Raw genomic sequence first — 25,897 nt, 5'->3', positions numbered from 1 at the left:
CGGACGACGTCATCCAGCTCGAACTGTCGGGCAACCGCATCGGTGTCGTGAAGGACAGCGGTGACGCGTACGTGAAGGAGGGCGGGCTGAGCGCGACCTGGGTCCACGAGTACGAGCACACCATCCAGATCGCCCTGTCCGGCAAGCGCATCGGTGTCCTCAAGGGGGACGGCGACGCACGGGTCAAGGAGGGCGGCCTGAGCGCGACGTGGGTCCTGGAGGCCAACAACGTCACCGAGCTCGCGCTGTCCTGATGCCTGATGCCTGAAGGCTGACACCCGCCGTGCCGCGCAACGGAGTTGATCCGATGCGCGGCGCGGTGCCGTGTGCGTCCGGGCGGCCGTGGACGGCGTACGCGACGAGGCCGGTCCCGGCGACGGGCCGAGGCCGGGCCGAGGCCCTGCCCGGCCCTGGAGTCCCGGACGTGGACGGCGGTGGGTCGGTTGGTCGCCTCTACGGGCTCATGCCGGAGTCGCTGCCGGAGCTGGACCGGTACCTGGGCGGCGCCGGGTCGCGTACCGCCGGGGAGGACCGTCCACGCGGCACCGGATCCGCTGCAGCGACCCGCCGACCCGCCGACCCGCCGACCCGCCGACCCGCCGACCTGCCGGCCCGCTGGCCCACCGGGCCGGAGCACTGCCGCTCCGGCGTGCGGAAACACGCTTCACCCCGGTACTTCGGTCCGCTCCCACCACTCGTAGACGGGCAACTGGCCCTCGGCGGTCTCCTGGTGGCGTGTCGTCGGCCGGAAGTGCTCGTATCCACCACGGAACGGGATCTTGAGGTCGGCTCCCGGCGTGGTGAGGGAAACGATCCGCTCAGGAAGATCGTCGGGGCCGCCTTCAATGACTGCTTTCATCGCGTTGCTCATGGCGAAAGTCTCCCCGGAGGGTGGTCCGGCTTCTTCGTGACGCGCCGGAAGGCCGTGCCGGCTGTTGGGGCACCCGTGGGAGGCGAAGGAGAGGCGCCTGTCGTGCACGAATGCGACGGCCGCGGAGCCCCGTGTCCGACCTGCGGAGGTATTACCAAACAGTGACCGGACCGCCCCTGCCGGTGGGCCGATCGTTGCCATCATACGAAGGGGAAAACTGATCGAATGACGCGAGGACCAGACGTGGGCGACGAAATCTACTTCAGCAACAACTACAGCGACCTGTCGCAGCAGCACGGTACCGGTGCCGGTTTCCAGTTCGAGTTCAGGTGCTCGCGATGTTCGGACACCTGGCGCTCGCCGTTCGAGCCGTTCAGATCGGGGCAGGCGGCCAGTTGGATAGGCAAGGGGGCCAACGCCGCCTGGAGCCTGCTGGGCGGCAGTGCCGGCACCATCGGCAACGCGGCCGACGGGCTGGCGGGTGCCACCTGGGGCGGTGCGAGGGACACCGCGTTCCGACGCGCGATCGACAACGCAGAGGGACACTTCAACCGCTGCCCCCGCTGCACCTCGTACGTCTGCGGGCGGTGCTGGAACATCGAGCAGGGTCTCTGCCTGCAGTGCGCCCCCGACACCGCCGCCGAGGCGGAGGCGGCCCGTCGGCGCGGAATGAACGACTTCGTGGCGGACCGGGCCTACGCCGCCGGGCAGACCGCCGGGCAGGGCTACGACGCGAGCGCGCCCCGGCAGCTGGTCTGCCCGCAGTGCCGTACGGAGACCCATGGCGGCGCGTTCTGCCCGGGGTGCGGTCATCGCCTCGCCCAGAGCCCGCAGTGCGCTTCCTGCAGTGCGACCGTTCCGCAGGGAGCCGCGTTCTGCCCGGGGTGCGGTTCGAGGCAGTAGGAGCTCCGCCACCGGGCGTCGCACCGGACATGTGCGGCGCCCGGTCCGGTCGGCACGCGTCCGTTGCGGCTCCGGTCAGGGTTCCGGCGGGCCGCGAGGAAACAACTCTGCGGCTCCCCGGCGTGGGTGAGGAGACAACTCGGCCGATCTCGGGAGTGCTCGGCCCCGGCGGCGGCGCATGCGGGCCGTGCGACGGCAGAAGCCGGGGCCGGGTCGTGCCCACTGCCGCGGACGCGGACCGGGATCCCGGAACCGTGCTCCGTGATGGTTCACCCGGGTGGTCATCGGGGCGGGCGCGCTCGGGGCGGGTAGGCAGAAGGTCTGTGCCATCCCTCCGTATCCCGTATCCGTCCCTATGAGGAGCCGCAGTGAAATTCGGGGTCTCGACCTTCCTTACCGACCAGGGCATCGGGCCGGCCGCGCTCGGGACCGCCCTTGAGGAACGTGCGTTCGACTCGTTGTTCATCGCCGAGCACAGCCATGTACCGGCGAGCCGTCAGACGCCCTACCCGGGCGGTGGCGAGCTTCCGGAGATGTACTACCGCACCCTTGATCCCTTCGTCGCTCTGACCGCGGCCGGTGTCGTGACCGAGCGACTGCTGCTGGGCACCGGCATCGCACTGATCCCGCAGCGCGACCCGATCATCACGGCGAAGGAGGTGGCCTCGCTCGACCTGGTCTCCGGCGGCCGCGTGATCCTCGGCGTCGGTGTCGGCTGGAACCGTGAGGAGATGCGGAACCACGGCACCGATCCCGCCACCCGCGGCCGGCTCACCGACGAGCGGCTGCGGGCCATGCGGGAGCTGTGGACGGCCGAGAAGGCCGAGTTCCACGGTGAGTTCGTGGATTTCGATCCGGTCTACGCCTGGCCGAAGCCCGTGCAGCGTCCCCATCCGCCGATCTACGTCGGTGGCGGCGAGGGCGCGTTCCCCCGGGTCGCGCGGCTCGGGGACGCGTGGCTGGCCAACAGCATGCCGCCGCAGGAGCTCGGTCCCCGGATCGAGCGGCTGCGCGCCCTGGCCGACCGGGAGGTGCCGGTGACGGTGTACGCGGCGCCTGACGATCCCGCGCAGATCGACGGCTACCTCGCGCTGGGGGTGGAGCGGCTGCTGTTCTACGTACCGACGCTGCCCGAACGGGAGACGCTGGAGTACCTGGACGGGCTGGTCGCCGTAGCCGCCAGGTACCGCTGAGGTGCCGGAAGCAGGCGCGTCCCGGAACCGCGCGACCGGTCCGGAGATTTGTGCCCGCGGCGTCGTCCGTGTTCGTCGCCCCCACCGCGGGCGTCGTGAGGCGTGTCGGCAGGGGCCGCGATGCCCGCTCTGACGAGTACCGAGGCACGGGAGCGGTTCGCCGCCGCGCGCGTCGCCCATCTGGCGACGGTCGACACGGCGGCCCGCCCGCACCTGGTGCCGGTGGTGTTCGCCGTGGACGGCGACACGGTGGTGCTGGCCGTGGACCACAAACCGAAACGGACGACACGGCTGAAACGCCTGGCCAACATGGACGCCAACCCCTCGGTCTGCCTGCTCGCCGACCACTACGAGGAGGACTGGGGCCGACTGTGGTGGGTTCGGGTCGACGGCTGGGCCCGTCTCCTTCCGTCACCGGACCGGTCTCCGGAGGCAGTTCGCCGCATCGGCCTGCTCACGGCGAAGTACCACCAGTACGCCGACCGGCCCCCCGGTGGACCGGTGGTCGAGGTCACGGCCCTGCGCTGGAGCGGCTGGCGTGCGTCGTGACGCCATGAGGCCGCGCGCCCTCACCTGCGGCCCGGCGGCCGTTCCGCGACCCGAGGAATCGGCGGCGACGGCCCGTCGACGACGCTTCGCCGAACCCGGTGGGCACGGCGAGGTATTCCGCCTCGCGGACCTGCCGGGGGCACGGAGGCGGGACGGCTCGGACGGCCTGTGCACGGAAGCGGCACGGCTCACACGGCCTGTGCACGGAGGCAGGACGGCTCGGACGGCCGGTGCACGGAAGCGGCACGGCTCACACGGCCTGTGCTCGGAAGCGGCACGGCTCGGACGACCTGTGTACGGAAGCGGCGGCGGTAGGCCGCCGGGGTGGTGGCGAGCTGCCTCCTGAACGCCCGGTGCAGGGTCTCCACCGAACCGAGCCCGGCAGCTGCCGCGACCTGGTCGAGCGCGCGGTCGGTGGTCTCCAGCAGGCGCCGGGCCACTTCGATGCGGGCCGCTTCGACATAGGTGCCGGGACTGGCGCCGGTCTTCTGTTTGAAGACCCGGGCAAAGTGCCGTTCGCTGAGGCACATCCGGGCGGCCCGGACGCCGGGCGCTCGGTCCGCCCGGAGCGAATCGCGGGGGTCCTTCGCGATGCCCGACCGTGCGGTGTTCGTCTGAACGTCGTCCAAGTGTCGCTCATCATCCGTATGTTGCCGCGTGTGGGCAGCGGCGACGGATGGGGTGAGGGCGGTTGGACGGCTCGGACGCGGGTGCGGGACCGGGGGCCGTGGTTGCGCGCGGGGTGGGGAAGCGGTTCGGGGGGACGGTCGCTCTGGAGCGGGTCGATCTGACCGTCCGGGCCGGGGAAGTCCACGGGCTGCTCGGGCCCAACGGGGCCGGGAAGACGACGTTCCTGCGGATGGTGCTCGGGCTCGTTCGGCCCGACGAGGGTGAACTCGGTGTGCTGGGGAGCGAAGTGCGGCGGGCCGGGCGCGGGGGTGTCGAAGGGCTGGCCGGGTTCGTCGAGAGTCCGCGGTTCTATCCGTATCTGTCCGCCGAGCGGAACCTGACGCTGCTGGCCGCCTACGACGGCATCGGGGCCGACGAGGCCGCCCTGGACGGGGCGTTGGAACGCGTCGACCTGGGTGGTGCCGCACGGCGGAAGGTCGGTGGATTCTCGTTCGGAATGCGACAGCGGCTAGGGATCGCGGCCGCGTTGTTGCGCCGGCCCCGGCTTCTGGTGCTCGACGAACCCGCCAACGGGCTGGACCCGGCCGGGGCGCGCGACATGCGGGCCCTGGTGCGGGAGCTCGGCCGGGACGGGCTCACTGTGCTGCTGAGCAGCCACAACATGGCCGAGGTCGAGCAACTCTGCGACACCGTCACGATCATGAACCGTGGGCGGATCGTGTACACCGGGGGACTCGACGAACTCCGCGACCGTGCCCCGGACCCCGCGCACCGGCTGCTGACCGGCGACGACCGGGCAGCCGTGAAGGTCGCGGCGGACGTGGAAGGGCTTTCGGCCGAGGACGAGGGGGCCGCCGGGCTCGCCGTGCGGGCGCGGCGCGAAGCGCTCGACCGGTTCGTGCTCGAACTGGGGCGCGTCGGCATTCCCGTACGGGAACTGCGGCTGGAGACCACCTCCTTGGAACAGCAGTTCCTCCGTCTGACCGAGGAGGCCTCGGACCGATGAGTGATGTGACATATGACAGCCCGGCCGAAGCGACGGGAGCCGCGCGGACCGCAGCCCGCCCGCGGGGCGGAGCCCGTACCGTCTACCTCTGGGAGCTGGAGAAGCTCACCGCGCAGTGGCGGATCAGAGCGGTGCTCGTGCTCTGCCTGGCCGCGCCGTTCCTCTTCGCGCTGGGGCTCAGGGCCCAGGACACCCTGCCGTCGGACACGCTGTTCGGGCGGTGGGCGCACGACTCGGGGTTCGCCGTGCCGCTCGTCGTCCTCGGGTTCGCCGGGCAGTGGGCGCTGCCGCTGCTGGTCTGCCTGGTGGCCGGGGACATCTTCTCGTCCGAGGACCATCACGGCACCTGGAAGACCATCCTCACCCGCTCCCGCACCCGTGGGCAGGTCTTCGCCGGGAAGACCCTCGCGGCGATCACGTACTCAGCCGCGGTCGTGCTGTTGCTGGGTGCGGGAAGCCTGGCCGCCGGAGTGCTGGTCATCGGTCACCAACCGCTCGTCGGGCTGTCCGGACAGGAGATCGGGGCGGGCCGGGCGGCCGGGATCGTCGTGGAGAGCTGGCTGTACATGCTGCTGCCGTGTCTCGCCTTCACCGCGCTCGGTGTGTTCTTCTCGCTGGCCACCCGGCACAGCGCGGCCGGCATCGGCGCACCCGCCGTGCTCGGGCTGCTGTTGCAGCTGGTGTCGCTGGTGGACGGGCTCGGGCCGGTCCGGCGTCTCCTGCCGACGACCGCGTTCGACGCCTGGCACGGACTCACCACCGACCCGGCCTTCCACCGGCCACTGGTGACCGGGGCGTACGTCAGCGCGGGCTGCGCCGTCGTCTTCCTGGCGGCCGGTCATCTCCTCATGCTGCGACGCGACTTCACGAAGGGATGAACGCGATGATGCGAAGGATCGCCCTCACCGGCGGAGCCGTGGCCGCGGCGATCGTGACGATCGGCGGCTGCGCCGGCACCGACGTCACCGAACAGCGCCTCGAAGGCGCGGTCGGACCGGAGTTCAGCAATCTGTACCTGCTCCAGCAGCGCGCCCGGAACGGCAACGACCGGGCCGAGCGCCCGGACCGCTGGGCGGACTGCAAGCGCGGCACGAAGTCCTCACCGGACCGGGGCGCCGCCGACGACTGGACATGTGTGGTGCGGTGGCCGTCCCCCGGCGGGGTCACCCGGCCACTGACCTACGAGGTGCATGTGCTGCCCACCGGGTGTTTCACGGCGCAGGGGCCCGCCACCCAGGTGGGGCAGCAACTGATGACGGACATCGACGGGGTCGACGTTACGAATCCGCTCTATGAGTTCGACGGTTGCTTCGACGTCTCGTAGTGGGCAATTGCCTGCATTCAATGGGGTGTTGAGGGGCACACTGTTTGCCGAGTGGACGCCGCGGCGACACATGGACACGGCACGTACCGTTCACGGCCGGCTCCTAGCGTCGCCGTGGCATCCGATCCGGGTGCCACGGTTCTCGACAGGAGACAGGATGCTCGGCAAACCCTTCAGGAGAATGAGCGGTACGGCGATCACGGCCGTCGCCCTCGTGGCCGCGCTCGGCACCACGGCAGCCGCCACCGCCGTCGGTATCAACGGCGGACTCGGCGGCTTCGGCGACAGCAAGGTCGACGGGAAGACGACTGCCCGCGGCATACTGCTGCCCGGCAACCAGCGCGTAGCCCCGCTCGGTGACCGGCACCTGGTGAACGACGCGCGGATGCTGTCCAGCACACTCAGCCCCGACGGACGCACCCTCGCCGCCCTCACCTATCTGCACGGCACCGGCTATCTGACCCTCATGGACGTCACCACCGGCGCTGTCCTCCAGCGCGTCGGCACCGGGGCGAGCGGAGACAAGAAGATCGGCGACGGCAAGGCCGGCACCGACGGACCGCTCTACTCGTCCGACGGCAAGACCCTCTGGTTCCCGCAGTCCCACACCCTGCTGCGGTTCACGGTCAACGGCGACGGCACCGTCGTTCCCGCGCCCGTCGCCGCGATCACCCTCAAGGGCCCGCACGGCGACGCCCTGCCCGGTGGCATGGCCCTGTCCGACGACGGCACGAAGCTCTACGCCGCACTCAACGGCAGCAACACCCTCGGCGTCATCGACACCGCGACGAACACCCTGGTCAAGGAGATCCCGGTCGGCAACGCGCCGCGCCAGGTGGTCCTGACCGGCGGCGAGGCCTACGTGTCGAACGAAGGCGGACGTCCGGCGGAGGACGGCGACCACACCAACCTCTCCAACGGCACCGCGGTCGTTGCCGACACCGAGAACGGCGCCGTCACCAACGGCACCGTGTCGGTCGTCGACCTGGCCGCGGAGAAGGAGACGAAGACCGTACGCGTCGGCCTGGAGCCCAGCGCCCTGCTGCTTCACGGGCGTTCGCTGCTCGTCGCCAACTCCAACGACGACAGCGTCTCCGTCGTCGACGTGACGTCGAAGAAGGTCACCCAGACCTTCAATGCCAACCCGCTGCCCGGCTCCTCGGTCGGCAGCGCCCCCAACGCCTTGGCCTTCACCGACGACCACACCCTGCTCGTCAGCCTCGGCCGGGACAACGCCCTGGCCCAGTACCGCTGGAACGGCGGCATCGCCCCCGTCCGCTACGAAGGGCTGATCCCCACCGACTGGTACCCGAGCGGTGTCCAGGTGAGCCGGGCCACCGGCGACGTGGTCGTCACCAACGCCAAGGGCATCGGTACCCGCGGCACCCCCAGCCAGAACAGTCAGGGCCCGAGCGCCGGGCCCAACAACGGCGGCACGGCGACCGGGCACAACACGTACAACGACACCGCCTCCGTCACCACGTTCCCGATGCCGTCCAAGCGGCAGCTCGCAGGGCTCACCCATCGGGTCTTCGTCAACAACGACTGGGCGAAGCTGCTGAAGCAGAAGCAGACCTACGGCTCGGCGCGCGACCGCGAGCAGGTCGTCCCGGCGAAGCTCGGCAGTCCCTCCAAGATCAAGCACATCTTCCTGATCATCAAGGAGAACCGCACCTACGACCAGGTGCTCGGCGACATCGGCAAGGGCGACAGCGACCCCTCCCTGGCCCAGTTCGGCCGGACCGTCACCCCCAACCAGCACGCGCTGGCCGACGAGTTCGGCGTCAACGACAACTTCTACGACGTCGGTACGCTCTCCGCCGACGGACACAACTGGCTGACCCAGGCCGACAACAACGACTACATCGAGCACGAATTCGGTACCTGGTACCGCAGTTACCCCTCGCTCGGCAACGACGCCCTCGCCTACCAGCGCAGCGGATTCCTCTGGAACACCGTGGAACGGGCCGGCAAGACCGTCGACAACTTCAGCGAGTACGCGGGCAACATCGCCCTCCCGGCGACCGGCGCGCCGACCTGGGCGCAGTGGTACCACGACTCCCAGGTGCTGGAGGGCAAGGCGACCGGGGAACTCAACACCCCCATCGGGGCGTACCCGTCGACCTCCGACGTCCCCTCCGTCAACAGGATCAACCACCCGGAGTACCCGACCTTCGACACCGACATCCCCGACCAGTACCGGGTCGACATCTGGCAGCGGTACTTCAAGGACTACGAGAAGAAGGGCAAGCTGCCGAACTTCACCATGATGGCGCTGCCGCAGGACCACACCAACGGCACCAGTGGCATCGACCCGTACCCGACCGCCATGGTCGCCGACAACGACCTCGCCGTCGGCAGGGTCGTCGACACGATCTCGCACAGCAGGTTCTGGAAGGACACGGCGATCTTCGTCGTCCAGGACGACTCGCAGGCCGGTGTCGACCACGTCGACGGACACCGCGCGCCGCTCTGGGTGATCAGCCCCTACGCCAGGCGCGGAGCGGTCACCTCCACGTACTACACCCAGATCAACGTGGTGAAGACCATCGAACAGATGCTCGGTGCCCAGCCGATGAACCAGATCGACCGGGCCGCCGAGCCCATGCGCGACCTGTTCACCGAGAAGCCCGACTTCACCCCGTACAACAGCCTGCCCAACCTGATCCCGCTGGACTACGGCCTCAAGAAGCCCGCCTCGGCGGCTGCCGCGAAGGCGGCGGACAACGGTGCACGGCGTCCGCAGGTGCCCGCACATCTGCGGGAGGTCGCCGCGCAGTGGGAGGCCTGGAGCACGATCCAGGCGAGGAGCACGGGAGGTTCCCACCCCGTCGAGGACCAGGTGAACCCGGCGCAGCTGAACCGGATCACCTGGTACGCCTCCACCGGATGGACCAAGCCGTACCCGGGCGACAGCCGCGTCCTGGCGCCCAATGAGGTGCCGGGGCGCGACAACCCGCCGCAGGAGCTCGGCGACTGATCACGAGGAGGTGCGGGGGCCGGTCGCCCGTTCGGGGCGGCCGGCCCCCGAGGCCGTGCCGTGCCGAGAGGAACCCGTATGGGGGAACCGGGCATGAAGCACAGCTGCGGGCGCGCTTAAGAAAACCTCGATGGACCTGTGGCGCGGGGTGCGGCAGATTTCTCGGTGACGGCAGAGGATGGTGCGCGGCAGCCGATCGACGCGCGCTGCCATGCCGTCCCTTTCATTCCTCCCCGGGCCGCAGGCTTCCCCAAGGCTGCCCCCGGCCCGGGGTACACCACGCCGTACAGCGCAGGGAGCCGCAGCCGTGAAGGCACTCGTGAAGCAGAAGGCCGAGCCGGGACTCTGGCTGATGGACGTGCCCGAGCCGGAGATCGGCCCCTCCGACGTACTGATCAAGGTGCTCCGCACCGGCATCTGCGGCACCGATCTGCACATCCGGAACTACGACGGCTGGGCCCGGCAGGCGGTACGCACCCCGCTCGTCCTCGGGCACGAGTTCGTCGGCGAGGTCGCGGAGATCGGCGCCGACGTCGTCGACATCAACGTCGGCGACCTGGTCAGCGGCGAGGGACACCTGGTCTGCGGGAAGTGCCGCAACTGCCTGGCCGGACGCCGTCACCTGTGCCGTTCCACGCTCGGGCTCGGCGTCGGCCGGGACGGGGCGTTCGCCGAGTACGTCGCGCTGCCCGCGTCCAACGTCTGGGTGCACCGGGTCCCCGTCGACCTCGACGTCGCCGCGATCTTCGACCCGTTCGGCAACGCCGTGCACACCGCGCTGTCCTTCCCGCTGGTCGGCGAGGACGTACTGATCACCGGCGCCGGACCGATCGGCATCATGGCCGCCGCCGTCGCCCGGCACGCGGGCGCCCGCAACGTCGTCATCACCGACGTCAGCGAGGCCCGGCTGGAACTGGCCCGGAAGGTCGGCGTCAGCCTCGCTCTCAACGTCAGCGAGGAGACCATCTACGAAGGGCAGAAGCGCCTCGGACTGCGCGAGGGCTTCGACATCGGCCTGGAGATGTCCGGGCGGCCCGAGGCGATGCGCCACATGATCGAGAACATGACGCACGGCGGCCGGATCGCCATGCTCGGGCTTCCGTCCGAGGAGTTCCCCGTCGACTGGTCCCGCATCGTCACCTCGATGATCACCATCAAGGGCATCTACGGACGCGAGATGTACGAGACCTGGTACGCCATGTCGGTACTGCTGGAGGGCGGCCTCGACCTCGCGCCCGTGATCACCGGCCGGTACGGCTACCGCGACTTCGAAGCGGCCTTCGACGACGCGGCGAGCGGCCGCGGCGGCAAGGTCATCCTCGACTGGACCTCCTGACCTCCGACCGCCTCCGTACTCAGCTGGGAGACACCCTCATGTTCGAATCCGTACGCGACGACATGCGCACCACCCTCGACGAGATCCAGGCCGCCGGACTCCACAAGCCCGAGCGCGTGATCGGCACCCCGCAGTCCGCGAGCGTCGCCGTCACAGCGGGCGGCCGTCCCGGTGAGGTGCTCAACTTCTGCGCCAACAACTACCTGGGCCTCGCCGACCACCCCGAGGTGATCTCCGCCGCCCACGAGGCACTGGACCGCTGGGGCTACGGCATGGCCTCGGTCCGCTTCATCTGCGGCACCCAGGAGGTCCACAAGGAGCTGGAGCAGCGGCTCTCCACGTTCCTCGGACAGGAGGACACGATCCTCTACTCCTCCTGCTTCGACGCCAACGGCGGTGTCTTCGAGACCCTCCTCGGCCCCGAGGACGCGGTCATCTCCGACGCCCTCAACCACGCCTCCATCATCGACGGCATCCGCCTCTCCAAGGCCAAGCGCTTCCGCTACGCCAACCGCGACATGGCCGACCTGGAGACGCAGCTCAAGGAGGCGTCCGGGGCCCGGCGCCGGCTCGTCGTCACCGACGGCGTCTTCTCCATGGACGGCTACGTCGCCCCGCTGCGCGAGATCTGCGACCTGGCCGAGCGCTACGACGCCATGGTCATGGTCGACGACTCGCACGCCGTCGGCTTCGTCGGCCCCGGCGGACGCGGAACGCCCGAGCTGCACGACGTGATGGACCGCGTCGACATCATCACCGGCACCCTCGGCAAGGCGCTCGGCGGTGCGTCCGGCGGCTACGTGGCGGCCCGCGCCGAGATCGTCGCGCTGCTGCGCCAGCGCTCCCGCCCGTACCTCTTCTCCAACTCGCTCGCCCCGGTCATCGCGGCGGCCTCGCTCAAGGTCCTCGACCTGCTGGAGGCCGCGGGCGACCTGCGCGAGCAGCTCAATGCCAACACCGCGCTCTTCCGTACCCGGATGACCGAGGAAGGCTTCGACATCCTGCCCGGCGACCACGCCATCGCCCCCGTCATGATCGGGGACGCGGCGAAGGCAGGCCGGATGGCGGAGCTGCTCCTGGAGCGCGGTGTGTACGTGATCGGGTTCTCGTACCCGGTGGTTCCGCAGGGCGCGGCCCGGATCCGCGTCCAGCTCTCCGCCGCTCACTCCACGGCGGATGTGAACCGGGCCGTGGACGCGTTCGTCGACGCGCGGGCCGCGTTGGGCGAGTAGGGACATCGCGGGCGGGGCGCCGTACGGGGCCCCGCCCGCGCTCCTGTCCTCAGGCCTTGTCCCCGGTCCTTGTCCGGGAGCCTCACCCGGACGGCCGGGTTCCCTCCGTGACCTGGGACAATGGGGCACATGATCGATGCACGACGGCTGCGCATTCTCCGTGCGGTGGCTGACCACCGCACGGTGACCGCCGCAGCCGCCGCGCTGTATCTCACCCCCTCTGCGGTCTCCCAGCAGCTTGCCGCGCTGGAGCAGGAGACCGGGCACCGACTCGTCGAACGCAACGCGCGCGGCGCCCGGCTCACCCCCGCCGGGGAGATCCTGCTGACCCACACCAACGCGGTCCTCGCCCAGCTGGAACGGGCCGAGGCGGAACTCGCCGCGTACGACGCGGGGGATGCCGGAACGGTCACGGTCGCCGCGTTCGCCACCGGCATCGGCCTGGTGCTCGCCCCCGCGATCGCCGAACTGACACTCACCGCGCCCGGCATCCGGGTCCGTGTCCAGGACGCCGAGGGCGATGCGAGCGTGCCGATGGTCCTGGACCGGCAGGTCGATGTCGCGGTCGCCGTCGAGTACCGGGGTGCGCCGGGGGAGGACGACCGGCGGCTGACCCGGGTGCCGCTGTACTCGGAGCCGTTCGACGCGGTGCTGCCGGTGGGGCACCGGCTGGCGGATCAGGAGCAGGTGGCGATCGCCGACCTGGAGAAGGATCCGTGGATCGGCCCGTACCCCGGCAACCCGTGCCATGACGTGGTGGTCCTGTCCTGCGAGTTCGCCGGGTTCCAGCCGAGACTGGAGCACTCCTCGGACGACTTCCGCGCCGTGGTCGCACTGGCCGGGGCGGGTGCCGGGGTGGCGCTGGTGCCGCGGTCGGCGTTGCAGGGGATGGAGCTGACGGGGGTGGTGGTGCGCCCGGTGGAGGGCAGTGCCCCCACTCGCCGGGTCTTCGCCGCGGTGCGGCACGGGGCGGAGGGCCATCCGCTGATCGCACCGGTGCTGGACGCGCTGGCCGCGGCGGCGGTTCGGGAGGGCGCCCTGCTCCTGCCCGTTTCGCCGTGACGCGCGACGGCTGCCCGCCGTGATCCGTGGTCGATTCGCGAGGGATCCCGGCAGGCCGGCGACGGGCGGCGAGTCCGTTCTGCCCACCGCCCCAGCTCGCCCACCGACGCCCGGTCCCGAACGTGAACCGTTCAGGACCGGGCATCCGGCCGTGTCCGGCGACGCGGTACCTGCTCAATCCCGGCGGCCCAGGACGAACCGGCCGCCGGACGAGCCCGGCCACATCGTCCCCGCACCCGCCGCCAGCGTCACGGCCAGCACCAGCACCCCGTACCGTTCCGGCGGCAGATACGGCGTCGTACCGGCCGTCGACACCGCGAACGCCACCAGAGGGATCGCCGCCACCAGCGTGCCGATCGCCAGGCCCGTCAGCACCACCAGCCCCGTCTCCAGGACCAGCATCCGCCTCACCTGGCGGCGGCCCGCGCCGACCATCCGCAGCAGATGGAACTCGGGCCGGCGGCCCACCGTGATCAGGGACAGCGTGCTGATCACCGCAAGCAGCGCGAAGCCGCCGATCACCCCCGCACCGATGATGATCATGGCGTTGTCGGCGTCCGACGCCGGCGGGGCGATCCGTACGTCGTCGGCCGTGGCGGGGCGGACCCGCACACCCGTGTACGCGGCGAGCGCATGCCGTACCGCCGAGGCCGACGCCGCCCCGCCCTTCGCCGAGCGGATCAGGATCCGCTGGTCGTTCGGTGCCGACACATGCCCGGCCAGGGCCTCGCGCGGCAGCATGAACTCACCCAGCCCCAGGGATCGTTCGTAGAGCGCCACCACGCGGAGCCGGACGTCCGTACCGTCACCGAGACGGAGTTTCACGGTGTCCCCGGTGCCGAGGCCGAGATCGGCGGCCCGGTCCTTGCCGACCGCGACCGTGCCCCGGCCGGTGAGGTCGGTCAGATCACCGGCGGTGACGTGCGGATCGAGCGTGCCGGACAACTGATCCGCCGTCACCCCCAGCACGGGGAACCGGTCCAGCTTCGGATCACCCATCTCGCGATGGGCGAGGACGACGTCGGAGCGCAGCACACCGGTCGCCGTCGCCACCCCGGGAGCCTCGCGCACCGCCTGCGCGGCGCCGACCGGCAGTCCGGCGGCCGGACCGGTCACCACGAGGTCCGCCCGGAGCGCGGCGACGGCCTGCCGGTCGGCGGCCCGCTCCAGCGTCGAACCGGCCGCCAGCTGCACGCAGACGAACGCCACGACCAGCACGATCGGGGTGATCGCCGCGCCGAGGCGCCGATGGTGCGCGGCGGCGGACCTGGCGGCGAGGAACCCGGAGATCCGGCCCGCACGCCGTATCGGTGCACCGAGCACCCGCATGGCGATCCGGGCGATCCACGGACCGAGCAGCGCCACCGCGATGATCAGCGAGGCCGCCGCACCCGAGGCGGCCACCGCGGCGGCCTGCCCGCCCTGCGCCGTCGCCGCACCCGCCGAACCGACGCCCGCGAGGGCCAGCACCGCTCCGCAGAGCGTACGCAGTCGGCCCGGTTCGCCCGGCTCGGGCGCGCGGGCCGCTCCCAGCGCCGCGGCGGGCCGCAGCCTGGTGATCGACCGGGCCGCGAGCATCGACACCGGACGGGCCGCCGACGCGACGAGCAGCGCGCCCGTGGCACCCGCGGCGAACGGCAGCCACACCGGCACGGGCAGCGGCAGCGGGTCCGTGGTCAGCAGGGACCGCATCAGCAGCCCCAGCGGTACGGACCCGATCGCGCCCAGCACCGCGGCGGCGCCGGCCACCCGGCTCACCTCGCGGCCGACGGCCGAGCGGAGCTGCCGGGGAGTCGCCCCGACCGCGCGCAGCAGGGCCAGTTCGCCCGAGCGCTGGTGGACCGCCTGGGAGAGGGTGGTGGCGATCACCAGGAGCGCGACCATGAGGACCGTTGCCGCGACGGAGGCGAGCAGCGGCAGGAGATCGCCCCGGGTGCCGAGCGCGTCGATGTGTTCGGCCTGCCCGCGTTCCGCGCCGGTGAGGACCAGGACCTCGTGGTCGCCGCGCACATGGTCGGGCAGCGCGGCGTCCAGTGACGCCCGCAGTGCGTCGGCCGGGACGCCCTTCTCGGCGACGACGCCGATGGCGTCGACCGTTCCCGGGTGCCCGGCCAGGGCGGTCAGCCGCCGCTCCGTGAAGAAGACAGCCGGGGCGGCGCCCCGACGGCCGGTGTCCGCGACGCCGCTGACGGTGTACGGACGGGGTGTCCCGCCGACCTGCAATGTCACATGGCTACCGGGGGTGCCTCCGACGGCGGCCGCCAGCGCGCGGTCGACGACCACCTCGGTGGACGTGCGCGGCGCGTGCCCGGCCGTCAGCCGGTACGGGGTGAGCACGGCGGAATCCCAGGAACGGCCGACGGCCGAAGTCGTACCGTCCCCCGGCTCCCCGCCGGTCCCGCCGCCCACGGCCACCGGGACGGAATCGTCCGCGACGGCCTTCGCGACCCCGTCGGCGGCAGCCGCCTTCGCCACCGCGGAGCGGTCGAGACGGACCCGTTCCGGCAGATACGTCCTCGCGGTCCGCGGCTCGCTGCCCCACGGCTTCACCGTGTACGTCACCTGCTGATCGGCCGCCACCACCGCGTCGGCTCCGGCATGGCGCTCCACCGGCGGCTGCGCCAGCAGCAACGAACCGAGGACGAAGGCGAACGCGCCGATCAGCGCGGCCGCGGCCGTCATCGCGGCGAACACCGCGGTCCAGGCCCGGCGATGGGCCTTCAGCGAACGCCGGGCGAGGAACGCCGACGCCCGCCGCACCCCGGACCGCACATCCCTCCGGGACCCGCGCGCATCCGTGCCCGTGTCCGGTGCCGTGCCTGTGTCCGGTGCCGTGCTCGTGTCCGTGCTCATCGCAGCCGACCGCCGTCCATCGTCAGCACGGTGTCCGCCCAGCTCGCCGCGACCGGATCATGGGTGACCATGACGACCGTGCGGCCGTCGATCCGTACCGCGTCCCGCAGCAGACCGAGCACCAGCGACGCCGACTCCGGGTCCAGGGACGCCGTCGGTTCGTCCGCGAAGATCACATCGGGCTCGGTCACCAGGGCCCGTGCCACCGCGACCCGCTGCTGCTGGCCGCCGGAGAGCGTCGCGGGGCCCTGTCCGCCGCGGCCCGCCAGTCCGACCCGGGCCAGCAGATCCCGGCCGCGGGTCAGTACCCGCTCGTCCGACGGGTCGGCGCCCGCCAGCACCAGCGGCAGCACGACGTTCTCCTCGATGCTCAGCGAAGGCACCAGATTCAGGGCATGCGACTGGAAGACGAAACCGATCCGGTCCCGGCGCAGCCGCGTCAGCGCGGCCTCGGACAGCGAGCCGAGGTCGGTGCCGCCGACCCGTACGGTCCCCTCGGTCGGGCGGTCCAGGCCCGCCGCGCACTGCAGGAACGTGCTCTTCCCCGATCCCGAGGGGCCCACCACCGCGGTGAAGCTCCCGGCCGGGACGGCGCAGCTCACCGCGTCGAGCGCGACCGCCTCCCGACCGCCACCGCGCCGCCCGTAACGTCGGCTCACCGACTCCAGACTCAGCGCGGTCGCCCGCACCCCCGTGATCGTCTCCACCGTGGAACCCACCGTTCTTTCTCCGCCCCATACCTTCTGACCTGCATGAACAATAGGATCGTGGCAGTTTCGGGGCGAGGGTGAGCACTCCCGGACCGGGGGTTCAGCCAGCTCCACCACAGCCCGGGAGAGGGCACCACTCCTCGGACCGGAGCGCCCCCGTAACGTGAAGGGTCATGAGCACCCCTCCCGCCCCGCTGACGGTCGCCATCCGGCGTTCGTGGGATGCGTCGCGCTACCTGTTCATCGGTGTCCCGGTCGCGCTGCTCGCGTATATGGGCACGTTCCTGGTGGTGGCGGCTCTGATGTTCGCCGTCGTGCTCATCGGACTGCCGGCCCTGCCGGAGGCCGCCAAGGTGCTGCGCCGGTTCGCGGAGTTCGAGCGCCGCAGGGCGGCGGCGCGGCTCGGTGTTCCCTTCACGCCGACGTCGTACCTCCCCCTGGACGGCGGTGAGCTCTCCGAACGGGTCCGTTGCGTCCTCACCGACCCGACGGTCCGGCGCGACGCGCTCTGGCTGCCGATCCAGGCGCTCATGGGCAACGTCCTCGGCTACCTCGCCATGGTGCTGTGGCCGGTCGGACTGCTCGTGGACGGGGCCGCGCTGCCCGTGGCACATCTGCTGGACCGGCGGTCCGCCGACGAGTACGGCACACCGCCGCCCGTGCGCCAGGGATGGGTGCTGCGCTGGCACGCCGTGCTCGCCGATCTGTCGGCGACCTGGACCCGGTCCCTGCTCGCCCGGTCGCCGTCCACCGCCCTCGCCGACCGGATCACCCAGCTGACCGAGAGCCGGGCCGGGGCGGTCGAGGCGCACGGCGCCGAACTGCGCCGCATCGAACGGGATCTGCACGACGGAGCCCAGGCCAGGATCGTCGCCCTGTCGATGCGCATCGGCCTCGCCAAACAGCTCCTCGACCGGGACCCGGCCGCCGCCCGCATCCGCCTCGACGAGGCACAGGACGGTGCGGACGAGGCCCTCGCGGAGTTGCGGCACGTGGTGCGCGGCATTCATCCGCCCGTACTGACGGACCGCGGACTGGCCGGGGCGGTAAGGGCATTGGCCGCCGATGCCGGCGTGCCCGTCACCGCGCAACTCGACGGTGTCGAGGACGGGCGACGGCTGCCGGCCGCGATCGAGGCCGCCGCCTACTTCGTGATCGCCGAGGCCCTCACCAATATCAGCAAGCACAGCGGCGCCACGGCCGCCAGTGTGCGGATCGACCGGACCCCCGCCGCCCTGCGGGTGGTCATCGGCGACGATGGTCACGGCGGCGCGGACGAACGCGCCGGCAGCGGGCTGGTCGGAATCAGGCGGCGGATCGCCGCCCTCGACGGCACCACCCGCATCAACAGCCCCACCGGGGGGCCGACGAACATCGAAGTGGAGCTGCCGTGCGGATCGTGATCGCCGAGGACAACGCGCTGTTGCGCGAGGGCCTGATCCTGCTGCTCACCAGCTCGGGCCACGAGGTGGTGGCCGACGCGGCGACCGGGCCCGAGGTGCTGCCCGCCCTGCTGGAACACCGCCCGGACGCCGCCGTGCTCGACGTACGGCTCCCGCCCACCTTCCGCGACGAGGGGCTGCGTGCCGCACTCGCCGCCCGCGCGGAGCTGCCCGACCTGCCGATCCTGGTCCTCTCGCAGTACGTCGAGGAGACGTACGCCGCCGAGCTGCTCGCCCAGGGCGCCCAGGGCATCGGGTATCTGCTGAAGGACCGGGTGGGCCGGGTCGACCAGTTCCTCCAGGCGCTCGACCGGGTGGCGGGCGGCGGCACTGCGCTCGACCCCGAGGTCGTGACCCAGCTGCTGACCCGCAAGTCGTCGGCCCAGCCACTGCGGAGCCTCACTCCGCGCGAGCGCGAAGTCCTGGAGCTGATGGCCCAGGGCAAGGCGAACGGCACCATCGCCACCGAACTCGTGGTGACGGAACGGGCCGTGAGCAAGCACATCGGTTCGATCTTCGCCAAGCTCGGCCTGGAACCGGACGACGGCACGGTGCACCGGCGGGTGCTCGCGGTACTGGCGTACCTGGAGGGCAGCACCCGCTGAGCGCGCCGGGACCGCTGCCCCGCCCGGGCCTCCTCACTCCGGCTGGAGCAGATCCCAGCGGTTGCCGTACAGGTCCTCGAAGACCGCCACCGATCCGTACGGCTCGTGCCGCGGCTCCTCCAGGAACCGCACCCCGGCGGCCAGCATCCGGGCGTGGTCGCCCGCGAAGTCCTCCGTGTGCAGGAAGAAGCCGACCCGGCCGCCCGTCTGCGCACCGATGCTCGCCCGCTGCGCCTCGTCCTTGGCGCGGGCCAGGAGCAGCCCCGTCCCCTGCGCGCCGCGTGGACGCACGACCACCCAGCGCGAGCCGTCGCCCCGGTCGGTGTCCTCCACCAGTTCCAGGCCGAGGGCGTCCGTGTAGAAGGAGATGGCTTCGTCGTAGTCGCGGACGACCAGGGTGACCAGGGCGATGTGCGGCATGGGACTCCTCGGAGGGGAGCGGGCAACGGTGTGGCGATCCGGTTCGTTCGTTATACGTAACACTATCCTTCTCCGTGAAAGCCGCGGCGACCGCACCACGACGACACCCGCCATGTCATGGGTCGGGCGGCACCACGACGACACCCGCCATGACATGGGTCGGGCGGCACCACGACGACACCCGCCATGACACGGGTCGGGCGCACCACGACGACACCCGCCATGACATGGGTCGGGCGCGGGGCAAGGACAATGCCCGCATGGACATCAGCGACCTCACCGGGCCGACGGCCCGCGCCCGGCGCCTCGCCGTCCCCGGCCACCGCCGCGTCCTCGGCATCGCGGGACCGCCCGGGGCCGGGAAGTCCACCCTGGCCGCGCGGCTCGTCGAGGCGCTCGGCCCTCTCGCCGTCCTCGTCCCCATGGACGGCTTCCACCTCGCCGGGGCCGAGCTGGAACGGCTGGGCCGGGCCGGGCGCAAGGGCGCCCCCGACACCTTCGACGCAGCCGGGTACGCCGCCCTGCTGCGACGCCTGCGCCGACCGGAACCGGACACCGTCGTGTACGCCCCCGCCTTCGACCGGGCCCTGGAGGAGCCGATCGCCGGGGCCGTACCCGTTCCCCCGGACATCCCGCTCGTCGTCACCGAGGGCAACTACCTCCTGCATGACGAGGGAGCCTGGGCATCCGTGCGCGGGCTGCTGGACGAGGCGTGGTTCCTGGAACTCGAACCGGCCCTGCGGGTACGCCGGCTCGTCGACCGGCATGTGCGGTTCGGGAAGCCGCGGCCCCGCGCGGAGCGCTGGGTGGCCGAGTCGGACGAGCCGAACGCGCGCCTGGTCGAGCGGGGGCGTTCGCGCGCCGACCTGGTGGTGCGGGCGCGGCCGGAAACCTGATTCCCGCTCGCGCCGGGAGGAACGCACGGGCAGGATGCTGTGTGCCGTGTCGCGCCCCCAGGAGGTTCCGCATGTCCAGCCCCGACCAGCCCGTACCGTTCACCGCCGACGACTACCGGGCCCGGATGGCGCGTGCCGCCGAGAGCGCTGCCGAGGCCGGGCTCGCGGGAGTGCTGGTCGCTCCCGGACCTGACCTCGTTCATCTCACCGGCTACCGGCCCGTGAACACCGAACGCCTCACCGTTCTCGTCCTCAGGGCCGGCCAGGACCCCGTCCTCGTCGTCCCGACCCTGGAGGCCCCGGACGCCGAGAAGGCCGTCGGCGCACCGGCCCTCACCTTCCGGGACTGGACCGACGGCAAGGACCCGTACGCCGTCACCGCCCCGCTGCTCGACGGCCGGGGCCGGTTCGCGGTCAGTGACAACGCCTGGGCGATGCATCTGCTCGGACTGCAGCGGACGCTCCCGGACACCTCGTACGTCTCCCTCACCGACGCCCTGCCGATGCTGCGCGCGGTGAAGGACGCCGCCGAGCTGGAGCGGCTCGCGGCTGCCGGGGCCGCCGCGGACGCCACGTACGGCGAGATCCTCAAGGTCCGCTTCGCCGGCCGCAAGGAGACCGACATCGCCGCCGAACTGGCCGCCCTGCTGAAGCGGTTCGGGCACTCCCAGGTCGACTTCACGGTCGTCGGCTCCGGTCCGAACGGCGCCAATCCGCACCACGAGGCGGGCGACCGCACCATCGAGCGGGGCGACATGGTGGTGCTCGACTTCGGCGGCCTCAAGCACGGCTACGGCTCCGACACCTCCCGTACGGTCCACGTCGGCGAACCGACCGCCGAGGAGCAGAGGGTCCACGACATCGTGCGGGAGGCCCAGGAGGCGGGCTGCGAAGCGGTCCGGCCCGGCATCGCCTGCCAGGAGATCGACCGGGCGGCCCGCGCCGTCATCACCGAATTCGGCTACGGCGAACGCTTCATCCACCGCACGGGCCACGGCATCGGCGTCACCACCCACGAGCCGCCGTACATGATCGAGGGCGAGGAACAGCCGCTGGTGCCCGGAATGTGCTTCTCCGTGGAGCCGGGCATCTATCTGCCGGGCCGGTTCGGTGTCCGGATCGAGGACATCGTGACCGTGACCGAGGACGGCGGCCGACGCCTCAACAACACCGCCCGCGAACTGGCGATCGTCGAGTAGCGGGACGGGGCGCCGAGCGGGGCGCCCCGCACGGGTCCGCCGGTCGGAGGCCACCCGACAGGCTCTCAGTCGTCGGCCAGCACCACGCACGACTCCGGCGGCAGATGCAGCAGCCCGTCGCCGCCGGGCGCCTGCAGCGGCTCCCAGGCGGCCACCACCCTGACTCCGGCACCCTGGCGCCGGCCACCGCCCAGCGCGATCGTGGCCGGCTTCTCGTCGAGGTTGACCGCGATCCGCAGATCGCCCCTGCGGTACGCCAGCCAGCGCGCCTGCTCGTCGTGGGCGGTGCGCACCGACGCCAGATCCGGGTCGGAGAGGTCGGGCAGTGTGCGGCGCAGGGCGATCAGCTCGCGGTACCAGGCGTACAACCGGGTGTGCGGCTCCCGCGCCGGTTCGCTCCAGTCCAGGCAGGAGCGGTTCCGGGTGGCCGGGTCCTGCGGGTCCGGGATGTCGTCCGCCGTCCAGCCGTGGGCGGCGAACTCACGCCGCCTGCCGCCCCGGACCGCCTCGGCGAGTGCCGGATCGGTGTGGTCGGTGAAGAACTGCCAGGGGGTACGGGCGCCCCACTCCTCGCCCATGAACAGCATCGGGGTGAACGGCCCGGTCAGTACGAGGGCCGCGGCGCAGGCCAGCAGACCGGGGGAGAGCGTGGCCGAGAGCCGGTCGCCCCGTGCCCGGTTGCCGATCTGGTCGTGGGTCTGGGCATAGCCGACGAAGCGGTGGGCCGGGGTGCGGGCGATGTCGACGGGACGGCCGTGGGTACGGCCGCGGAAACCGGAGTACGTGCCGTTGTGGAAGAACGCGCTCGTCACGGTCTTGGCGACGGCGGCCAGGGGGGCGGCGGCGAAGTCCGCGTAGTAGCCCTGCGACTCTCCCGTCAGCGCGGTGTGCAGGGCGTGATGGAAGTCGTCGTTCCACTGGGCGTGCAGTCCGATGCCGCCCGATTCGCGCGGTGTGGTCGTCCGCGGGTCGCAGAGGTCGGACTCGGCGATCAGCGACAGCGGACGGCCGAGTTCGGCCGCGAGCGCGTCGGTCGCCGTGGACAGTTCCTCCAGGAAGGTCAGTGCCCGGGTGTCGGCCAGGGCGTGGATCGCGTCCAGCCGCAGCCCGTCGAGCCGGTAGTCCCGCAGCCAGGCGAGCGCGCTGCCCAGCAGATACGCCCGCACCTCGTCCGAACCGGGGGCGTCGAGGTTGACCGCCGCGCCCCACGGGGTGTGATGGGTGTCGGTGAAGTACGGGCCGAAGGCCGGAAGGTGATTGCCGGACGGGCCGAGGTGATTGTGGACCACGTCCAGGAGGACCGCGAGCCCGAGACCGTGTGCCGTGTCGACGAAGCGCTTGAGTCCTTCCGGTCCGCCGTACGGCTCGTGCACGGCCCAGGGCGACACCCCCTCGTATCCCCAGCCGTGCGTGCCGGGGAAGGGGCAGACAGGCATCAGGGACACATGGGTGATGCCCAGTTCGGCGAGGTGGCCGAGGCGGGCCGCCGCGGCGTCGAAGGTGCCCTCGTCGGTGTACGTACCGATGTGCAGCTCGTACAGGACGGCGCCGGGCAGCCCGCGGCCCGCCCAGTCGTTGCGCCACTCGTACGCCGAGTGGTCGACGACGGCGCTCTCGCCGTCCGGCCCGTCCGGCTGGCGGCGCGACCGCGGATCGGGCAGCACGGGCCCGCCGTTCGCGCCGTCGGCGCCGGCGTTCAGGACGAAGCCGTAGCGGTCCCCGTCGGACGCCTCCGCCTCCACCCTCCACCAGCCGTCCCGCAGGGGATCGCGACCCATCGCCCGCGGCTCACCCCCCAGCCGCAGTCCGACCGAGTCCGCATCCGGTGCCCATACCTCGAACAGCATGCAACGCTCCTCGTCTCCTCGCCCCCGTGCCCCATGGTCGGCAGTAGCCGCGACGGCTGCCTCACGACACTGGATCGAGCCCGTTACTGGCGATTAAGGTCTGGTTCTGATCATTGCCCCACCAGGTTCTGCTCAATACGCACTCCCTCTTACGGCTGTGGAGGCCGCGATGAATGTGCCGTCGTCGAATGAGCCGTCGTGGGACGTGCCGTCGTTCCCGCCCGGATTCCTCTGGGGAGCATCCGCCTCCGCCTTCCAGACCGAAGGGGCGTCCGACACCGACGGCAAGGGGCCCTCCGGCTGGGACGCCTTTGCCGCACAGCCCGGACGGATCAAGGACGGTACCGACACCACCCGGGGGACCGGCTTCCACCAGCACTACCGCGAGGACGTCGCACTCCTGGCCGGGCTCGGCGCCGACGCCTTCCGGTTCTCCATCAGCTGGCCGCGGGTGGTGCCCGGCGGCAGCGGACCGGTCAACCCGCAGGGGCTCGACTTCTACGACCGGCTCGTCGACGAGCTCTGCGCCCACGGCATCACCCCGGCCCCCACCCTCTACCACTGGGACACCCCGCTGCCGCTGGACGAGGCGGGCGGCTGGCTCAACCGGGACACGGCCTACCGCTTCGCCGAGTACGCGGGCATCGTCGCCGAGCGCCTCGTCGACCGCGTCCCGATGTGGATCACCCTCAACGAACCGGCCGAAGTGACGATGCTCGGCTACGCCCTGGGCGAGCACGCACCGGGTCGCACCCTCCTCTTCGACGCCCTTCCCGCCGCCCATCACCAGCTCCTCGCCCACGGCCTGGCCGTCCGCGCCCTGCGCGGCGCGGGCGCGGACAACATCGGCATCGCCGTCTCGCACACCCCCGTCTGGACCGCCGGGGACGGCGACGAGGACCGCTTCGGCGCGGAGCTGTACGACACGATCACCAACTGGCTGTTCGCCGATCCGATCCTCACCGGGCGCTACCCCGACGAGAACTTCGCCGCGCTGATGCCGGGCCCGGTCGAGGACGACCTGTCGACCATCTCCATCCCGATCGACTGGTACGGGGTCAATTACTACAACCCCACCCTTGTGGGCGCCCCGAACCCGGAAGCCCTGGAATCCTTCTCCGGCTTCGAGATGCCCGCCGAACTCCCCTTCGGTATCCGCGAGATAGAAGGCTACGAGAAGACCGACTTCGGCTGGCCGGTCGTCCCCGACGGCCTGCGCGAGACCCTCGTCCAGCTCCGCGACCGCTTCGGCGACCGGCTTCCGCCGGTCTACATCACCGAGAACGGCTGCGCCGTCGACGAGCCCGCCCGGGACACCCGACGCATCGCCTACCTCGAAGGACATCTGAAGTCCCTGCGCACGGCCATCGACGCGGGTGTCGACGTCCGCGGCTACTTCACCTGGTCACTCACCGACAACGTCGAATGGATCGAGGGCGCCGCCAAGCGGTTCGGCCTGGTCCACATCGACTACGAGACGCTGCGCCGGACCCCCAAGGACTCGTACGCCTGGTACCGCGACCTGATCCGTGCGCAGAAGACCGGCAGCGGCGGATCAGCTCACTGACCTGATCCGCCACACCAGCACCCCGCCCACCACCGTCACCACGGTCGACGCCAGATACAGCCCGGCATAGCCACCCGCGTACGCCACGATCGGCGCGGCCAGTGCCGGGCCGAGGACCTGCGGGGCCGAGTTGGCGATGTTGATGACCCCCAGGTCCTTCGCCCGGTCGACGGCCGTCGGAAGGACCTGGGTGATCAGCGCCTGGTCGACCGCCACATAGATGCCGTAGCCGAGCCCGAGCACCACCGCGGCCACCATCGCGGCCGGCCAGGTGTGCCGGAACGTCAGCAGCAGCGACCCCGCCGCCATCACCATCGAACAGGCGCTGACCATCAACTTCCTCTTGCCCAGACGGTCGGAGACGACCCCGCCCGCCACCGCCGTCACGACCACACCACCGGTGTAGAGCAGCGTCAGATACAGAACGCCCATGTCCGGATCCGGGTAGCGCACCGCGTCCTTGAGGAAATACAGCAGATAGAGCGTGCCGATCGCATTCCCCAACTGCACCAGGAAACGGGTCAGCCACGCCCACCCGAAATCGGGATGCAGCCGCGGACTCACCCAGAAGTCACTCGGCCGGACCGCCGGCCCTCGCACCCCGCCGGGCTCGACCGGGTCGCGCGTCAGCAGGACGAACGGCAGTGCGCACAGCACCACGAGCCCCGCCAGCACCAGATAGCCCGGACCGGTTCCGGTCACCGCCACCGACACCAGCAGCACCCCGAAGACCAGCCCCAGTGTCTGCGGTATCCCGATGAACCCCGACACCGCCGCCCGCTGCCGCACCGGCACCTGGTCGGGGACCACCGCGTTGGTGCCGGCCAGCATCGCGTTCAGCCCCAGTTGCGCCAGACACCAGCCGAGCGCCACCCCGACCACCGTGGTCTGCGCCGCCGTCACCACCAGACCCACCGCGCCGACCAGCGCACCGCCCAGGATCCACGGGTGCCTGCGGCCGAACCGCCCGGCCGTACGGTCCGACAGCGCCCCGGCGACCGGGTTGGCGATCACCGCGACCAGCGCCCCGGCCCCGGTCGCCCAGCCCAGCGCGACCTCTTTGCCGGACGAGGTCAGGGCATCGATCTGCTGCGCGAGCAGCACCTGGATCGGAGTGAGAAAAGCCATGTACAGGCCCAGATTGGCCAGCACCAGACCGCCGATCCAGCCACCGCCGACGCGGCGTTGCGGTTCCGTACGGGGATCGTCCAGGATCATCGGCCGCTCGCCATCAGCTCGTCAGGGTCCGGCAAGGTGCCCCGGAGGTGCCCG

General features: G+C 71.6%; 21 protein-coding genes and 2 pseudogenes. 16 read left to right on the top strand and 7 right to left on the bottom strand.

Features of this window, described 5'->3' with window-relative positions:
• Positions 1-254 (top strand): annotated as a pseudogene (locus ACIQCZ_RS15300) (peptidase S1); the annotation flags it as partial.
• A 410-nt stretch (positions 255-664) separates the two neighbouring features.
• Here ACIQCZ_RS15300 and ACIQCZ_RS15295 read toward each other — a convergent pair.
• Positions 665-871 (bottom strand): DUF5988 family protein, encoded by a 207-nt coding sequence (locus tag ACIQCZ_RS15295; protein WP_402282621.1) that lies wholly within the window; start codon positions 869-871, stop codon positions 665-667.
• A 243-nt stretch (positions 872-1,114) separates the two neighbouring features.
• Between ACIQCZ_RS15295 and ACIQCZ_RS15290 the strand changes: the two genes are divergently transcribed.
• The 3 genes from ACIQCZ_RS15290 (at position 1,115) to ACIQCZ_RS15280 (ending at position 3,516) form a co-directional block, all read left to right on the top strand.
• Complete coding sequence (locus ACIQCZ_RS15290) at positions 1,115-1,774, top strand: zinc ribbon domain-containing protein (RefSeq protein ID WP_402282619.1); 660 nt, start codon at positions 1,115-1,117, stop codon at positions 1,772-1,774.
• Between the two features lie 368 nt (positions 1,775-2,142).
• Entirely contained in the window at positions 2,143-2,967 is an 825-nt protein-coding gene (locus tag ACIQCZ_RS15285) for an LLM class F420-dependent oxidoreductase (protein WP_402282617.1), read from the top strand.
• 120 nt (positions 2,968-3,087) lie between these two features.
• Complete coding sequence (locus ACIQCZ_RS15280) at positions 3,088-3,516, top strand: TIGR03668 family PPOX class F420-dependent oxidoreductase (protein WP_402282616.1); 429 nt, start codon at positions 3,088-3,090, stop codon at positions 3,514-3,516.
• A 293-nt stretch (positions 3,517-3,809) separates the two neighbouring features.
• Here the strand turns inward: ACIQCZ_RS15280 and ACIQCZ_RS15275 are convergent.
• Positions 3,810-4,061: pseudogene (locus ACIQCZ_RS15275) on the bottom strand (helix-turn-helix domain-containing protein); the annotation flags it as partial.
• 182 nt (positions 4,062-4,243) lie between these two features.
• On the opposite strand from ACIQCZ_RS15275, the gene ACIQCZ_RS15270 reads away from it, so the two are divergent.
• The 7 genes from ACIQCZ_RS15270 (at position 4,244) to ACIQCZ_RS15240 (ending at position 13,086) form a co-directional block, all read left to right on the top strand.
• The gene (locus ACIQCZ_RS15270; RefSeq protein ID WP_402282614.1) at positions 4,244-5,152 is read left to right on the top strand and encodes an ABC transporter ATP-binding protein; all 909 of its coding nucleotides are present in this window, start codon (positions 4,244-4,246) and stop codon (positions 5,150-5,152) included.
• Positions 5,149-6,030, top strand: coding sequence for an ABC transporter permease (locus tag ACIQCZ_RS15265; protein ID WP_402282613.1), 882 nt, complete (start codon positions 5,149-5,151; stop codon positions 6,028-6,030). Before ACIQCZ_RS15270 ends, ACIQCZ_RS15265 begins: the two co-directional genes overlap by 4 nt.
• A gap of 5 nt (positions 6,031-6,035) precedes the next feature.
• Positions 6,036-6,476: a hypothetical protein gene (locus ACIQCZ_RS15260; RefSeq protein WP_402282611.1), complete on the top strand. Its 441-nt coding sequence runs from the start codon at positions 6,036-6,038 to the stop codon at positions 6,474-6,476.
• Positions 6,477-6,633: 157 nt separating this feature from the next.
• Positions 6,634-9,456 (top strand): bifunctional YncE family protein/alkaline phosphatase family protein, encoded by a 2,823-nt coding sequence (locus tag ACIQCZ_RS15255; RefSeq protein WP_402282609.1) that lies wholly within the window; start codon positions 6,634-6,636, stop codon positions 9,454-9,456.
• Positions 9,457-9,763: 307 nt separating this feature from the next.
• The gene (tdh, locus tag ACIQCZ_RS15250; RefSeq protein WP_402282607.1) at positions 9,764-10,792 is read left to right on the top strand and encodes an L-threonine 3-dehydrogenase; all 1,029 of its coding nucleotides are present in this window, start codon (positions 9,764-9,766) and stop codon (positions 10,790-10,792) included.
• A gap of 38 nt (positions 10,793-10,830) precedes the next feature.
• Entirely contained in the window at positions 10,831-12,024 is a 1,194-nt protein-coding gene (locus ACIQCZ_RS15245; RefSeq protein ID WP_376212315.1) for a glycine C-acetyltransferase, read from the top strand.
• A 129-nt stretch (positions 12,025-12,153) separates the two neighbouring features.
• A complete protein-coding gene (locus tag ACIQCZ_RS15240; RefSeq protein ID WP_376281134.1) occupies positions 12,154-13,086 on the top strand; it encodes a LysR family transcriptional regulator in 933 nt (310 codons plus the stop codon).
• A 174-nt stretch (positions 13,087-13,260) separates the two neighbouring features.
• On the opposite strand, the gene ACIQCZ_RS15235 is transcribed toward ACIQCZ_RS15240, so the two are convergent.
• Together ACIQCZ_RS15235 and ACIQCZ_RS15230 are read right to left on the bottom strand one after the other, a co-directional pair.
• Positions 13,261-15,939, bottom strand: coding sequence for an FtsX-like permease family protein (locus tag ACIQCZ_RS15235; protein WP_402282606.1), 2,679 nt, complete (start codon positions 15,937-15,939; stop codon positions 13,261-13,263).
• Complete coding sequence (locus ACIQCZ_RS15230) at positions 15,936-16,658, bottom strand: ABC transporter ATP-binding protein (protein ID WP_402282604.1); 723 nt, start codon at positions 16,656-16,658, stop codon at positions 15,936-15,938. The genes ACIQCZ_RS15235 and ACIQCZ_RS15230 overlap by 4 nt, the downstream gene beginning before the upstream one ends.
• Positions 16,659-16,822: 164 nt before the next feature.
• On the opposite strand from ACIQCZ_RS15230, the gene ACIQCZ_RS15225 reads away from it, so the two are divergent.
• On the top strand, positions 16,823-18,052 hold the full coding sequence (locus tag ACIQCZ_RS15225; protein WP_402282602.1) for a sensor domain-containing protein: 1,230 nt from the start codon (positions 16,823-16,825) through the stop codon (positions 18,050-18,052).
• On the top strand, positions 18,040-18,696 hold the full coding sequence (locus ACIQCZ_RS15220) for a LuxR C-terminal-related transcriptional regulator (protein ID WP_402282601.1): 657 nt from the start codon (positions 18,040-18,042) through the stop codon (positions 18,694-18,696). The genes ACIQCZ_RS15225 and ACIQCZ_RS15220 overlap by 13 nt, the downstream gene beginning before the upstream one ends.
• Before the next feature lie 33 nt (positions 18,697-18,729).
• On the opposite strand, the gene ACIQCZ_RS15215 is transcribed toward ACIQCZ_RS15220, so the two are convergent.
• Positions 18,730-19,116, bottom strand: coding sequence for a VOC family protein (locus tag ACIQCZ_RS15215; RefSeq protein WP_402282599.1), 387 nt, complete (start codon positions 19,114-19,116; stop codon positions 18,730-18,732).
• Between the two features lie 260 nt (positions 19,117-19,376).
• Here ACIQCZ_RS15215 and ACIQCZ_RS15210 point away from each other — a divergent pair, with 260 nt between their 5' ends.
• The gene (locus tag ACIQCZ_RS15210; protein ID WP_402282598.1) at positions 19,377-20,012 is read left to right on the top strand and encodes a nucleoside/nucleotide kinase family protein; all 636 of its coding nucleotides are present in this window, start codon (positions 19,377-19,379) and stop codon (positions 20,010-20,012) included.
• Between the two features lie 71 nt (positions 20,013-20,083).
• A complete protein-coding gene (locus tag ACIQCZ_RS15205) occupies positions 20,084-21,211 on the top strand; it encodes a M24 family metallopeptidase (RefSeq protein WP_402282597.1) in 1,128 nt (375 codons plus the stop codon).
• A gap of 65 nt (positions 21,212-21,276) precedes the next feature.
• Here the strand turns inward: ACIQCZ_RS15205 and treZ are convergent, their stop codons facing one another.
• Positions 21,277-23,058 carry a malto-oligosyltrehalose trehalohydrolase gene (treZ, locus tag ACIQCZ_RS15200; protein WP_402282596.1) on the bottom strand — a complete coding sequence of 594 codons (1,782 nt, stop codon included), beginning with the start codon at positions 23,056-23,058 and terminating at the stop codon, positions 21,277-21,279.
• A gap of 169 nt (positions 23,059-23,227) precedes the next feature.
• On the opposite strand from treZ, the gene ACIQCZ_RS15195 reads away from it, so the two are divergent.
• On the top strand, positions 23,228-24,625 hold the full coding sequence (locus ACIQCZ_RS15195; protein WP_402282594.1) for a GH1 family beta-glucosidase: 1,398 nt from the start codon (positions 23,228-23,230) through the stop codon (positions 24,623-24,625).
• On the opposite strand, the gene ACIQCZ_RS15190 is transcribed toward ACIQCZ_RS15195, so the two are convergent.
• Positions 24,614-25,843, bottom strand: coding sequence for an MFS transporter (locus tag ACIQCZ_RS15190; protein ID WP_402282592.1), 1,230 nt, complete (start codon positions 25,841-25,843; stop codon positions 24,614-24,616). The two genes, ACIQCZ_RS15195 and ACIQCZ_RS15190, sit on opposite strands and share 12 nt — an antisense overlap.
• Positions 25,844-25,897 lie beyond the last annotated feature (54 nt).

The sequence above is a fragment of the Streptomyces sp. NPDC093149 genome, assembly GCF_044754145.1.
Taxonomy (GTDB): domain Bacteria; phylum Actinomycetota; class Actinomycetes; order Streptomycetales; family Streptomycetaceae; genus Streptomyces.
This window is presented reverse-complemented; position numbering and strand designations above follow the sequence as displayed.

What these genes read in the sequence shown, in the direction of transcription:
- ACIQCZ_RS15295 (WP_402282621.1), bottom strand. Translation starts at nt 871, where the DNA reads ATGAGCAACGCGATGAAAGCAGTCATTGAAGGCGGCCCCGACGATCTT.
- ACIQCZ_RS15280 (WP_402282616.1), top strand. Translation starts at nt 3,088, where the DNA reads ATGCCCGCTCTGACGAGTACCGAGGCACGGGAGCGGTTCGCCGCCGCG.
- ACIQCZ_RS15265 (WP_402282613.1), top strand. Translation starts at nt 5,149, where the DNA reads ATGAGTGATGTGACATATGACAGCCCGGCCGAAGCGACGGGAGCCGCG.
- ACIQCZ_RS15260 (WP_402282611.1), top strand. Translation starts at nt 6,036, where the DNA reads ATGATGCGAAGGATCGCCCTCACCGGCGGAGCCGTGGCCGCGGCGATC.
- ACIQCZ_RS15255 (WP_402282609.1), top strand. Translation starts at nt 6,634, where the DNA reads ATGCTCGGCAAACCCTTCAGGAGAATGAGCGGTACGGCGATCACGGCC.
- ACIQCZ_RS15245 (WP_376212315.1), top strand. Translation starts at nt 10,831, where the DNA reads ATGTTCGAATCCGTACGCGACGACATGCGCACCACCCTCGACGAGATC.
- ACIQCZ_RS15240 (WP_376281134.1), top strand. Translation starts at nt 12,154, where the DNA reads ATGATCGATGCACGACGGCTGCGCATTCTCCGTGCGGTGGCTGACCAC.
- ACIQCZ_RS15235 (WP_402282606.1), bottom strand. Translation starts at nt 15,939, where the DNA reads ATGAGCACGGACACGAGCACGGCACCGGACACAGGCACGGCACCGGAC.
- ACIQCZ_RS15225 (WP_402282602.1), top strand. Translation starts at nt 16,823, where the DNA reads ATGAGCACCCCTCCCGCCCCGCTGACGGTCGCCATCCGGCGTTCGTGG.
- ACIQCZ_RS15215 (WP_402282599.1), bottom strand. Translation starts at nt 19,116, where the DNA reads ATGCCGCACATCGCCCTGGTCACCCTGGTCGTCCGCGACTACGACGAA.
- ACIQCZ_RS15210 (WP_402282598.1), top strand. Translation starts at nt 19,377, where the DNA reads ATGGACATCAGCGACCTCACCGGGCCGACGGCCCGCGCCCGGCGCCTC.
- ACIQCZ_RS15205 (WP_402282597.1), top strand. Translation starts at nt 20,084, where the DNA reads ATGTCCAGCCCCGACCAGCCCGTACCGTTCACCGCCGACGACTACCGG.
- treZ (WP_402282596.1), bottom strand. Translation starts at nt 23,058, where the DNA reads ATGCTGTTCGAGGTATGGGCACCGGATGCGGACTCGGTCGGACTGCGG.
- ACIQCZ_RS15195 (WP_402282594.1), top strand. Translation starts at nt 23,228, where the DNA reads ATGAATGTGCCGTCGTCGAATGAGCCGTCGTGGGACGTGCCGTCGTTC.
- ACIQCZ_RS15190 (WP_402282592.1), bottom strand. Translation starts at nt 25,843, where the DNA reads ATGATCCTGGACGATCCCCGTACGGAACCGCAACGCCGCGTCGGCGGT.